16 protein-coding genes are annotated in these 11,502 nt (G+C 30.7%); 4 read left to right on the forward strand and 12 right to left on the reverse strand.

The features are described 5' to 3' along the window. From CDV25_RS01975 to CDV25_RS01985, 3 genes are read right to left on the reverse strand one after another with little or no spacing between them, the layout of a single operon-like run. Entirely contained in the window at positions 1 to 546 is a 546-nt protein-coding gene (locus CDV25_RS01975) for a HobA family DNA replication regulator (RefSeq protein ID WP_108910550.1), read from the reverse strand. Next, a complete protein-coding gene (locus CDV25_RS01980) occupies positions 546 to 1,751 on the reverse strand; it encodes an aspartate kinase (RefSeq protein WP_108910551.1) in 1,206 nt (401 codons plus the stop codon). Before CDV25_RS01980 ends, CDV25_RS01975 begins: the two co-directional genes overlap by 1 nt. Further along, positions 1,752 to 2,225, reverse strand: a complete 474-nt coding sequence (locus CDV25_RS01985) for an RNA pyrophosphohydrolase (protein WP_108910552.1) — start codon at positions 2,223 to 2,225, stop codon at positions 1,752 to 1,754. Between the two features lie 142 nt (positions 2,226 to 2,367). On the opposite strand from CDV25_RS01985, the gene CDV25_RS01990 reads away from it, so the two are divergent. From CDV25_RS01990 to ung, 3 genes are read left to right on the forward strand one after another with little or no spacing between them, the layout of a single operon-like run. After that, entirely contained in the window at positions 2,368 to 3,015 is a 648-nt protein-coding gene (locus CDV25_RS01990) for a TetR/AcrR family transcriptional regulator (protein ID WP_108910553.1), read from the forward strand. Continuing rightward, on the forward strand, positions 3,015 to 3,305 hold the full coding sequence (gatC, locus tag CDV25_RS01995; protein WP_108910554.1) for an Asp-tRNA(Asn)/Glu-tRNA(Gln) amidotransferase subunit GatC: 291 nt from the start codon (positions 3,015 to 3,017) through the stop codon (positions 3,303 to 3,305). The genes CDV25_RS01990 and gatC overlap by 1 nt, the downstream gene beginning before the upstream one ends. After that, positions 3,305 to 4,000 (forward strand): uracil-DNA glycosylase, encoded by a 696-nt coding sequence (gene ung / locus CDV25_RS02000; RefSeq protein ID WP_108910555.1) that lies wholly within the window; start codon positions 3,305 to 3,307, stop codon positions 3,998 to 4,000. The genes gatC and ung overlap by 1 nt, the downstream gene beginning before the upstream one ends. Here ung and CDV25_RS02005 read toward each other — a convergent pair. The 9 genes from CDV25_RS02005 to truB are packed head-to-tail and all read right to left on the reverse strand — an operon-like array spanning position 3,997 to position 10,623. Continuing rightward, positions 3,997 to 4,737 carry an OmpA family protein gene (locus tag CDV25_RS02005; RefSeq protein WP_108910556.1) on the reverse strand — a complete coding sequence of 247 codons (741 nt, stop codon included), beginning with the start codon at positions 4,735 to 4,737 and terminating at the stop codon, positions 3,997 to 3,999. The genes ung and CDV25_RS02005 overlap by 4 nt on opposite strands. Next, positions 4,737 to 7,334 carry a coiled-coil domain-containing protein gene (locus tag CDV25_RS02010; RefSeq protein WP_108910557.1) on the reverse strand — a complete coding sequence of 866 codons (2,598 nt, stop codon included), beginning with the start codon at positions 7,332 to 7,334 and terminating at the stop codon, positions 4,737 to 4,739. Before CDV25_RS02010 ends, CDV25_RS02005 begins: the two co-directional genes overlap by 1 nt. Beyond that, positions 7,335 to 7,514, reverse strand: a complete 180-nt coding sequence (locus CDV25_RS02015; protein WP_034554343.1) for a hypothetical protein — start codon at positions 7,512 to 7,514, stop codon at positions 7,335 to 7,337. Next, positions 7,514 to 7,900 (reverse strand): biopolymer transporter ExbD, encoded by a 387-nt coding sequence (locus CDV25_RS02020; RefSeq protein WP_108911807.1) that lies wholly within the window; start codon positions 7,898 to 7,900, stop codon positions 7,514 to 7,516. The genes CDV25_RS02015 and CDV25_RS02020 overlap by 1 nt, the downstream gene beginning before the upstream one ends. 23 nt (positions 7,901 to 7,923) lie before the next feature. Then, positions 7,924 to 8,358, reverse strand: a complete 435-nt coding sequence (gene exbB, locus CDV25_RS02025; RefSeq protein WP_108910558.1) for a TonB-system energizer ExbB — start codon at positions 8,356 to 8,358, stop codon at positions 7,924 to 7,926. Between the two features lie 9 nt (positions 8,359 to 8,367). After that, on the reverse strand, positions 8,368 to 8,826 hold the full coding sequence (gene smpB / locus CDV25_RS02030; RefSeq protein WP_108910559.1) for an SsrA-binding protein SmpB: 459 nt from the start codon (positions 8,824 to 8,826) through the stop codon (positions 8,368 to 8,370). Beyond that, positions 8,823 to 9,575 carry a 4-(cytidine 5'-diphospho)-2-C-methyl-D-erythritol kinase gene (locus tag CDV25_RS02035; RefSeq protein ID WP_108910560.1) on the reverse strand — a complete coding sequence of 251 codons (753 nt, stop codon included), beginning with the start codon at positions 9,573 to 9,575 and terminating at the stop codon, positions 8,823 to 8,825. The genes smpB and CDV25_RS02035 overlap by 4 nt, the downstream gene beginning before the upstream one ends. After that, positions 9,572 to 9,805, reverse strand: coding sequence for a carbon storage regulator CsrA (gene csrA, locus CDV25_RS02040; RefSeq protein ID WP_108910561.1), 234 nt, complete (start codon positions 9,803 to 9,805; stop codon positions 9,572 to 9,574). The genes CDV25_RS02035 and csrA overlap by 4 nt, the downstream gene beginning before the upstream one ends. After that, the gene (truB, locus tag CDV25_RS02045) at positions 9,799 to 10,623 is read right to left on the reverse strand and encodes a tRNA pseudouridine(55) synthase TruB (protein ID WP_108910562.1); all 825 of its coding nucleotides are present in this window, start codon (positions 10,621 to 10,623) and stop codon (positions 9,799 to 9,801) included. Before truB ends, csrA begins: the two co-directional genes overlap by 7 nt. 38 nt (positions 10,624 to 10,661) lie before the next feature. Here truB and CDV25_RS02050 point away from each other — a divergent pair, with 38 nt between their 5' ends. Further along, positions 10,662 to 11,102 carry a hypothetical protein gene (locus tag CDV25_RS02050; RefSeq protein WP_108910563.1) on the forward strand — a complete coding sequence of 147 codons (441 nt, stop codon included), beginning with the start codon at positions 10,662 to 10,664 and terminating at the stop codon, positions 11,100 to 11,102. Positions 11,103 to 11,502 lie beyond the last annotated feature (400 nt).

An 11,502-nucleotide genomic window follows, 5' to 3' on the forward strand; every position in this document is an offset into this window, starting at 1 on the left:
TTATTCCAAAGAGATGCGTCCAAACATTGCTGCATCAATAGTTAAATTAAAGATTCTAAACATTTGCATAAGCTTAATATCTATAAGAGGATCTGTAGATTGCAAAGTAAAACTATTTTGTAAATTAGTATCAAATAGCCATAAAAATCCATCTTCACGATTAAACACAAATTTAGCCCTTGGTGTATCATTTCTCCCAACATACCAAAAGAAATAACGTCGCATAAAAATATTATCAAAATAATCATCAATAAGAGCCATTTCTGTATCATCTTTATGGAATTTATCAATTTGAGGGAATAAAGAATGAATGCTTAGTATGGGCAAATAAGGACGATTGCTACTTTTATTAATAGAATTAATAATATAATGGATAAACCATTCCCTATCCCTATCAGTAATTAAAATCAAACTCTCACCATTAAATATTCTTTGTAAAGTTCTCTTAATAAGAGGAATCCACTCAAACTTACGCTCTTCTAACCAAGTAGGACGACTTACATCGTGCCGAAGCGTATGAATGGTCCAAGAAGCAATATCTTGCATTATTTTTCTAATTTATAAATGCTATGTAGTGTCCTAATAGCAAGTTCTGAATATTTAAGTTTAATAATCATAGAGATTTTAATCTCACTTGTGCTAATCATCATAATATTGATATTATCCTCCGCTAGTGCTTGAAAAGCTTTAGCGGCTACTCCACTATGAGACTTCATACCTACACCCACAATAGAAACTTTTGCAATATCAGAATCATAATCAATACTTTCAACATTATCTTCAAAAGATTTTAAAACGCGTTTGGTATTTTCTAATTCTACTTCTGGGATGGTAAAGTCTAAATCTGTTTTTCCATCTCTACCAATGGTTTGCACAATCATATCAACATTAATATTAGCCTCTGATAATGTCCCAAAAATCTCTGCAGCAATACCGGGTCTATCCTCTACATTACAAATACTCACTCTAGCTTGATTCTTATCTAGTGCAATCCCACTAACAATTGGCTGTTCCATAATTAACTCCTCTTTAGTAATTAATGTGCCCTCATTATGATTAAAACTATTTCTTGTAACTAAATTAACATTGAGTTTTTTTGCCATTTCAACCGAGCGATTAAGTAAAACTTTAGCACCCATTGAAGCAAGCTCTAACATCTCATCATAACTAATCTTATCAATTTTTTTAGCTTTAGGTTCGATTCTAGGATCTGTAGTATAAACCCCATCAACATCGGTATAAATCTCGCATAAATCTGCCTCTAAAGCCCCCGCTAAAGCAACAGCGGATAAATCACTCCCTCCCCTTCCTAGTGTTGTTACTTCACCTTTAGAAGTAACACCTTGAAAACCTGCAACCACTACAATATAATCCTTAGCTAATAATGCATTTAACCTTGAAGTATCAATCATTTGAATCCTAGCTTTTGTATGGGAATTATCTGTAATCATACCCGCACCTCTACCACTTAAAGAAATTGCTTTATAGCCTAATTCTTCTAAAGCAATTGCTAAAAGCGCACTTGTAATCCTCTCACCCGCACTCAAAACCATATCCATTTCGCGTTCGTTAGGCAGTTTAGAAAAAAATTTTGTATAATCTAAAAGTTTATCGGTCTCTCCACTCATTGCTGAAACCACTACAACAAGACTATGCCCCGCTTTTTTGGTTTCTACAACACGAGCAGCAACATTTTGAATCTTCTCACAATCCCCAACACTTGTGCCACCATATTTTTGAATAATTAGCATTTATAAATACCCCTTCTTTTTAAAATACTCTAAAACCTGCTTATAGACAGGTCGTTTAAAATAAGTGATATAATTAAAAACTTCATCAATTGTTACAAATTTATATTCATCAAATTCTGGTTCTTCTGTATGGATATTGATACTCCCCTCCTCTTTTAAACGCACTAAAAAATATTTTTGTATTTGTCCATCATAAGGATACATTTTTTTGACAACTAAAGGAGGAAAATCATAACTAATCCATTGAGGATATTCTGCGATAATATCTATAGCATCTGTCCCTATTTCTTCTTTAAGCTCACGATGTAAGGCCTCTTTAGGGGTTTCTGTTTTATCAATTCCCCCTTGAGGAAATTGCCAAGCATTTTTAATATCAGTGCGACTTGCGATAAATAATTCACAAATAAGAGGGTATTTTGGAGAGAGTATAATAGCAGCTACATTAGGGCGATAAGTTTTTGTCTCTTTTTTCACTAATATTCCTAACCAAAATATTTCTCTAATAATAATTTAAAACTTTTTAAACGCAGTTTATATTAAGTTGAATTTTTATAAAATCTTGAATATTTCTTTAATTATCAATATAGGGTAATAAACAAAATCATTAAGGTTTCTCTTGCAAAAGCAGACATTATCAAAAAAATCTCAAGAAAAATATAACAAGATTCTTAAAATAGCTTTTAAACTTTTTTTAAAGTATGGCTATGCTAAAACAAGCCTACAAATGGTTATAAAACAAACAGAGGGTTCATTAGCCACTATCTACAAACTCTTTGGGGATAAAAAAACTTTATTTGTAGAATCCCTAAAATATGGCACAAAAGATTTTATGGAAGCACTAGATAATAATCTCTTTTGTATTGATAAGTCTAATTTAAGTTTAGAAGATTTTTTAAAAAAATATGCACAAAACCTTCTTAATGAGATGTTTCAAAAAGATTCTATTGCTCTACAACGTATTATTATCATAGAGGGGTATCACCAACCAGAAATTTTTAAAATTTTTGAAGCTGTTTGTATCAAAAAAGCAAATTTCTACCTTATAGAAGGGTTGAAAATTTATTGCCAAAAAAACAATTTAAAAATCAAAAACCTTGAAGAAGCTCAAGATTTTTTTATCAATCAAATCATTCATCCCTATTTTTATTATATAATTTCTAATTCAAGCTATACTCCTCCAAAGACCAAAGAGGAGATAGATAAAATTATCCAAAGAGGCGTTAAAATGTTTATGTTTTATTTAAAAAATTATGAGGAGTTTTAATGAGTATTGATACCAATCTTTTAATGCGTTTGCAAAAACTAGCAAATATCACCCTAAAGACAGAAGAAATAGAAAAAACCAAAGATAACTTAAATGAAATTATAAATTTTATTGAAAATATCAATAACCTTGATTTGGAAGACATTCCTACTTTCTTTAGCCAAAGAACGACTGCTTTAACTATGCGGGATGATATTCCTATTAATAATCCTAACATAGCTCAAGATATTTTAAAAAATGCTCCAAAAAGTGAAAATAACTTTTTCATCGTGCCTAAAATTATTGAATAATGGAAAAGTTAAGCATTTCTTTAGATAAAATCCAGATGGATTCTTCTTGGAAAGAATTCCTTAAAGAAGAATTTTTTAAGCCCTATTTTTTAGAAATAAAACAACATTTTATTCAAGCAAAACAAAAAGGGGCTATCATATATCCTCCCGCCCCACTCATCTTTAACGCCTTTAATCTCACACCGCTCCCAAGCTTAAAAGTTGTTATTTTAGGACAAGATCCCTATCATAATAAATCCCAAGCAATGGGACTTTCTTTTTCAGTTCCTAAAAATATCCCTCTCCCCCCCTCACTTAAAAATATTTATAAGGAATTAAACGAAGATTTAGGGATACCCCCCTCTAGTAATGGTGATTTAAGTAAATGGGCAAAACAAGGTGTGCTACTTCTTAATAGTATTTTAAGTGTAGAGGAGAATAAACCTGCCTCTCATCAACATTTTGGTTGGCAGCTCTTTACGGATGATGTTATAAAAAAAATTAGTCAAGAAAAAGAGGGGATTATATTTTTATTATGGGGAAATTATGCAAGGGCAAAGAGTAATCTTATTGATAGCAAAAAACATTTTATATTAGAAGCCGCTCACCCATCTCCACTTGCTAAAAGCGGTTTTTTAGGCTGCAAACATTTCTCAAAAACCAACAAAATATTACAAGAACAAGGTAAAATCCCTATTGATTGGCAAATTGACTAAAAACTCTCCATAGGCATTTGCAATTCTTTATTAATATTTAAAATTTTTAAAATCTTTTGATCACTCTTTGTTAGAGTTTTAAACTCTACTCTACGCGATAATTCTTGACTTTCAAGAGGTTTGGCAAAAGAAAGTCCATTAGCCCGCAAAACCTTAATAAGCCATTGTTTATAAGGATTAATATCGGTATATTCAAAACAATATTTTAAAACTTCTAAAGCTCTTGCTTGTGATAATTCAGCATTTGCTAAATACCTAACCTCTAAGCTATCAGTATTTTTCCACTCTGTAGAAGTGTGTCCCTCAATCCTAATCTCTTCAATATCATCTTTATATTTTTCTTGACTTAAAATCTTAATATATCGTGGAAAAAAATCATCTAATATTTCTTTAAAACGTATTTTAACAACCTTTTGCCCTTGATCAAACAAAATATCTGGCTCTCTAAAACGCACGGTATTATCGGTATCAATTTCTGCATTCCATTCTTCTAGGTTATTAGAAAACTCCGCAATTAAATCATTATAGAGTTTCACTTGTAAATTTTGATGAGTTTTAGCTATATCACTCATTTGCCTATTAAGCTCTAAAAGTTCAGCATTTTGCAAGGCAAGCCTTTTTTCTGTGGAACTAATAACCACCATATAAGAAACCGCAACGAGCAAAAATATCATCATAATCCCTGCCATCATATCCGAGATACTAATCCATTCACTACCCTTGCTATTGCTTATCATTAGTTTCTTGCTCCCATAAGCTCTTTTATTCTACGCAAAAACCATTCATAATCTTGACGAAACCCTAGAGTAATATTAGATAATGCACTATCAAGATCCCCTAAGGATTTACAAAGATTCTCATTTAAGTTTGAAGTTTGAAATAAAGAAGAAGTAATATTTTCTTGCATAATTTTTAAAATCCCATCAATTTCTTTACGATTATTCTCTAAAGAATGATAAGTTTCATCTAAAGCTAAACCTAAATTTTTTTGCAAATTATTAAATTCATTTAAAAGCTCTGCGCTTGCATTTTTTGGTAATTCTAAACTTTTCTTCGTTAAGAGTTGGAGCATTTCCATATAACCTTTTGCCATAGATTCTAAAGAATCTTTGATTTTTGCTTCTAAGCTAGAATATTGCTTAATAACTTCTTTAGAATGCGAATCTAATTGCGTTTTAGAATTTTGCAATAATTCTTTTGTAAAGTTTTGGGTTGTTTTTGCGATAACCCTCAAATGTTCCTGTAAGTCGTTTTGTAAATTTTGATGGCTTTGTAAGGTTTGGTCGTATTTTTTCTTCAATTCTTCAAAACTCTTTTGGTTTAAAGTCATAAGTTGATTTTGATAGCTTGTTGTTGTATTTTTCAAATACGCAGCTAAAGCTTCTAAAGCATTTTTATAAGATTCTCCAAAGCTACTACGCATTTGGTCTTGAAATTCCCTATTACATTCACTGCCCTTTTCAATCATCGCATTAATATGTTGCCTAAACCCATCTATATTATGCTGCATTAGATCTTCAAAACTCTTTGTATGCTGTTTGTTATACTCTAAAATACGATGGATACTATTATGCATTGTATCAGCAGTTTTATTGAGGCTTTGCGTAATAGTTTCATTACTTTGTATAAAAGATTTTTCTATGTTTTGAGTGCTTTGGCTAAGGGTATTAGCAGTATCATTTAGGAGTGTATCAAGACTTTTAGTAGTTGTTGTCATAGTAGATTCAATCTCTTTTGAAAGTCCTATTAATACTTCTTTATTGGTTTTAAAATTTTCCTCTAAAGTTTTAGTGGTATTGCCTAAGAGGGTATCAAAACTAACAATAGCATTCCTAATATGCCCCTCAATAGTATAAAAATCTTTGCTAAGTTGCTCACTTGTCTTTTGGCTTACTTCTTGCAAGCTTGTATTAGCTTTGTCTAAAGAAAGTTCCATATTTTGTGTATGCTTAATCAGCAAATCATCACTTCTTTTTGTTTGGCTCTCCATAAGTAGTAAAGATTCCCTTTGGGTATTATCTAGCTTTTGCAAAGTATTATCAAAAATTTCCCTAATTCCTCCTATTTTCTCTTCAATCTTAAGCTGTATTTGTGTTATCATTTCCGCATTTTTTTCTTTTAGCACTAAATCATTAGCATAAATTTCTTGCGTGTGGTGTTGGATTTCATCTTTGATAGCTAATGTAAAGTTTTGAATATTTTCTTTATTTTGTGTTAAGTATTGTTGATTAAAGTTCTCAAATTGTTGTTGAAGATTAGTTAGATTATCGCTAGTTTTTTGATAATCTTCCTCTAGCACTTTTAAGTTAATAGTTAATAATTCTTGCGTGTTGCTCTGATGTTCTTTAAGGCTTTGTCTGAAAAACTCCTTTAGAGTTTCAAGATTTATTTTTGTTAAATCTAAAGTTTGAGAATGGGAATTCTCTAAGGTTTTTGTCAATTTTTCTACGCAATGCAAGGCTTTACTTGCGTCTTCGTGCATTGTAGAAAATCCGGCTAATAGGTGAGATAATTTTTCATTTTCTATTCTTGAAGCTTCAATACTATGGGCTAAAGATTCATAAACTCTCAAAATCTCCTCATCGCGTTTAGTAATTAACTCCAAAGACCTTGTAGAGCTTTCAAAAACGCATAAAGTGTTTTTTAAATGCTCCCCTAGACTTTCTACGGAGTCTTTATAATCCTCTTGCCACTTAACCATTGAAGAAACCGCATTATTAAGCTCTTTAAAGTTATCCCCAAATTGATCGCTAATGCGTTGATTAAAATCTTTAATAACTCCCTCTAAAGCAGCAATTAACTCTTTAGAAGCCCCTTGCGCTAAATGGTGCATTGCTTCTTTTAAGGATTGATTAGTAGTTTGAAAAGATTCTTTTAACACAAGAAAATTTTGGGATTGTATTTGGTAGTAATTCTCTTGCAGTTTATGGGTTTGTTTATTTTGCTCTAAAATCTTTGAGAGATTTTCCAAATCCGCTAATTTATCCAATTTAGAGATTTGAAGTGAAAAATACTCTAGCATATTTTCAAAATCACTTTTAACTGCTTTGCTCTTTTGTATGATGGCAAGTAAAATAGCTAATCCCATACCTAAAATCGAAGTATAAAAAGCAATTTTTAATCCCCCCAACAAAAAAGGCACAGAGCTTTCAATATTCACAACATCAAAATTTTGTAACCCCACAAATATACCTACAAAAGTCCCCAAAACCCCAGTGCTCATAATAATGGATTTAAAATCGCGATGCTTTTGCTTCCCATAACTAATAAAATCCCAAATCGCCAGTGCAACCATAATGAGGGTAAAAATTATATTAATGGCAATGTTTTCCATTTATTTCCTTTTTCTCCTCTTATCATTATCAAAACGTTCATCATCTAACCAATCAGGCTTTTGAATAGTAGGTCTTTTACGATTTATCATATAAAGCATAAACCGAATCACGAAAACTAGCATAACAAAGGTAATAATCGCAGAAATAATAGTCCCTAAATCATAACTTTCTCTAAACATTAGGGTTGCTCCACTTCAATATCTACATTCATCCTATCAATCTTATTAAGCATTCCAATAAGTGCAATAAACTTTTCAAAATAACTCTTAGAATCACCCCTTAATAAAATCGCTGTATCCTTTGGCATTTCCAATAATGCCAACTCCAGTGCTTCTAAAGTCGTTTGATTTTTATCTAAAAAATAACTTCCTTTTTCATCAATAGTAATTTCTACTTGTTTTAAATCTTGAGTAATCTCACTAGCTCCTTGTGCTTGAGGAAGATTAATAGGAATCTTACCTTGTGCAATGAAAGTTGCACTTGTTAGCACAATTACGAGCAACACAAGCATAATATCAATAAATGGGACAACATTAATAGTATCCATTCTTTTTGCATTCTTCATTTTTACTCTTTTATTTATCTTTTTTAATCTTTTTCTTTTAAAGCTTCCCATCTAGCTATTAAAACTTCAGTTTGCCTAAGTAAGAGATTATAAAAAACAATAGAAGGAATCGCTACAAGCAATCCTCCAGCAGTTGCGTATAAAGCTAAAGCAAGACCTATCATAATAGCCCCTGTATCCACTACTCCAGATTGTCCAATTTGAACAAAAGTTAAGATAATTCCAAAAACTGTCCCTAATAGCCCAACATAAGGTGCATTAGAACCTATTGTTGCAATAAGCGTTAAGTTTTGAGATAAAGCAATTTCTAATTCTACTTTTTTATGATAGGCATGAAGCATAACACTACGATAGAATAAAACACGTTCTATAATAGCCCATAAAGCAATGATACTCATCACCAACAAAACACCAAAAATTCCATATTCTACAATATCTTTTAAAGCTAATCCAAACAAATTTACTCCTTATTTTTTATAAAATTCTTTTAAACTCTGCATAATCTCTCTTTTTTGAATCTTTTCTTTAAGACTCTCTCGTTTATCGTGGAGATTCTTGCCTTTTGCTAAGGCAATTTCAAGTTTTGCTTTATTTGTTTTATTAAAATAAATCTTTAAAGCTACAATACTCATTCCTGCTACTTGAGTTTTCCCAAAGAGTTTATCAATCTCTTTTCTATGCAAAAGTAACTTTCTAGGACGTTTTTCATCAGGCTTGTAATAATGGTTAGTTGTCCCTAATGTTGCGATATGGGCTTGAAACAAAAAAGCTTCACCTTGGATAATTTTAACAAAGCTATCTTTTAAATTTACCTTTGCCTCACGAATGGATTTTACCTCACTACCCTTTAATTCAATCCCTGCTTCATATTTTTCTAAAATAAAAAAATCATAATTAGCCTTTTTATTGGTTGCAATTATCTTCATACTGCTCTCCAAAAACAACTGCCACTACCACTTAAAAAAAACCCTTCCTTAACCCAATGATTAAGATTAGGGTAAATTTTAAGTAAAGGGGCTAATAAATCATTAATCTCAAAAGCAGATTTTTCTAAAATTTTATTATTCTCTAAATAAAACCAATTTTCTTGACTAGGCTTATAAAAGTTTTTAGAATATTCCTTATAGATTTGAGCGGTATTACAAGGAATATTAGGATTTACAATCTCTACTTTTAAAGCTTCCTCATCATAAAATTCCACTACTTCTCCTCTCCCACTTACATTAGCCATTGTATATCCACTGACAAAAAAAGGCACATCACTCCCAACTCTGCTTCCAATTTCACAAAGCCTTTCTTTCTCCAAATCAAGCTTACAAAAATCATTCACCCAACACAAAAAACTTGCCGCATTAGAACTTCCTCCGCCTAACCCCCCACCACTTGGTATTTTTTTATTAACAACTACTTGTAAATGTGAAAGGATTTCTCTTTGTTGTTGATTTAAAAAAGGCAAAATCTCTTTATAAGCTCTATAAATAGTATTTCTCTCTAAAGAACAATCAAAATTTCCTAATATTTCAAACTCTTTAGAATCTAAGCTTATCTCCATCTCATCATACAAGTCTTTATAAAGCATAAAACGCGAAGAAAGCGTATGATAATCTTGACCTTTGTAAACCATTTTACCCGTGATTTTCAAAAAAATATTAATTTTTGCAAAAGATTTTATCATAAACTTTTTTTCTTGGCACCCATTAACTTGCCGATATAATCCCCTTGCCTACTAAGAGATTTTTTATTCTCCTCTAAAATAGCTAATTTCAATTCCTCACGCAAAATCAATAGATTAGGGGGAGCTTCAAATCCTAATTTTACATTTCCTTTATCAATGGAGACAACCTTAATAACGATATTATCGCCAATAGTGATACTTTCATTTTCTTTTCTTGATAAAATCAACACAAGGAAATCCTATTTACTAAATATTCTATATTTTTTTCTTGGTATAAAATTATAGAAAAAAATTCCTCAAATTTTACTATATATTTACCTTCTTTGTAAATTTTTAAATCCTCTTTAGAGATTCTTTTTCCATTAAAAACAGCTTCTTTAAGATTCTCTTGACATTTAATAATAGGAAAAGGCAAAATATCTAAAGGATTTAGTTTTTTTTCATTTTGATAGACTAATCCCCCCTCACTTAATCGCTCTAAATAACTAAGTGAGCCAAAACAATCAAGTTCTCTAGCAATTAACTCTCCTAAAGAGCGGATATAGCTGCCCTCACTCACCCAAACTTTAAAACTTAAAAAAGGATGAGAGTAATTTAAAAATTCTATTTTAAAAACTTCCATTTCTTGAGCTTTTAAAACCACCTTCCCCCCTGATCTAGCAATTTCATAAGCTTTTTTTCCATTAATTTTTTTTGCACTATATTTTGGCGGGATAAAAGAGACTTTACCACAAAAACTTTGCAACAAAGATTCTAGCCTCTCCTCTTTAAACCTCTTAATATTATGAATCTTTTTAATCCCTTCAATATCTAGGGTATCACTCTCTAATCCTAGCCAAAGTGTAGCTTGATAAACTTTAGGATTCTTATCTAAAAATGTAAAAAGTCTTGTATATCCCCCATAAGCAATGATTAAAGTCCCACAAGCAAAAGGATCTAAAATCCCGCTAAATCCAGCTTTTTTAACCTTATCGCGTTTTTTAAGCTGACTTAAATAAGCATTAGAAGAAATAAAGAGAGGTTTTTTAGCAACAAAGATACAATTCAAACTTTGCCTTTAAGCTATAATTATTAAAAAGGATTTTTATGAAAAAGATTTTATCATTTTTTCTTTTAGGATTTATACTCTATGGTTGCTCTTATAAAGAAAATATCGCCACACAAACCCTGCTTATCCCATACCCTATGATTATTTATCAAAGTGCCTCTAGCACTTCTCCTATCCCACAAGATTTAATCCAAACTTTTCAAAACCGCTTCAAAATACTTTTTAATCAAAACCCCGATAATGCCATTACGCAAGTAGAATATTTTTTCACAGATTTTTATAATGAATCTCAAGGGGATTTTTCACCTAATGCTTCTTTTTCAAGGATTGCAAGATATATCTTTACACTCCATATTAAAATCTCCTACCCCAACAATATAACAAAAACCCTAAAAAGAGATTATGAATTTCCAGTTATAAGCTTCAATCCCCTTTATGATTCACATTTTGATAAACTCATTTTAGAATCCTTAAAATAACGCAATTAAAAGAATACTCTTAAGAACCGATATTTTTCTATTTCTTTTAGAGTTTCATTTCCTATCTTTAAAAGCTCTTGATGGGTCTTTTTATTCTTCAATAATTCATTGAAATGAAATCCAACCCCACCAAAAGCAATTATTATAAAGAAAATAAGAATTTCTTAAACTTTATAATAATTCCTTTGATACTCTTTGTAAAATTCTTTTATATTTCAAACTAAAAGATTAAAATAAGACTAAAAAACTTTTAAATAAGAATAATCAATAAAACAAATCAATAAAAACAAAATATCTAAACAAAGATATTAAAAGATAAAAGTTTTTAATGGTAAATCCTAAACCAAACGAACAAATACTAGTTAAAACAAAATACTTAAGGGATAAACTAAATAAAACT

This window comes from Helicobacter apodemus (assembly GCF_003097575.1).
GTDB classification, from domain to species: Bacteria; Campylobacterota; Campylobacteria; order Campylobacterales; family Helicobacteraceae; genus Helicobacter_D; species Helicobacter_D apodemus.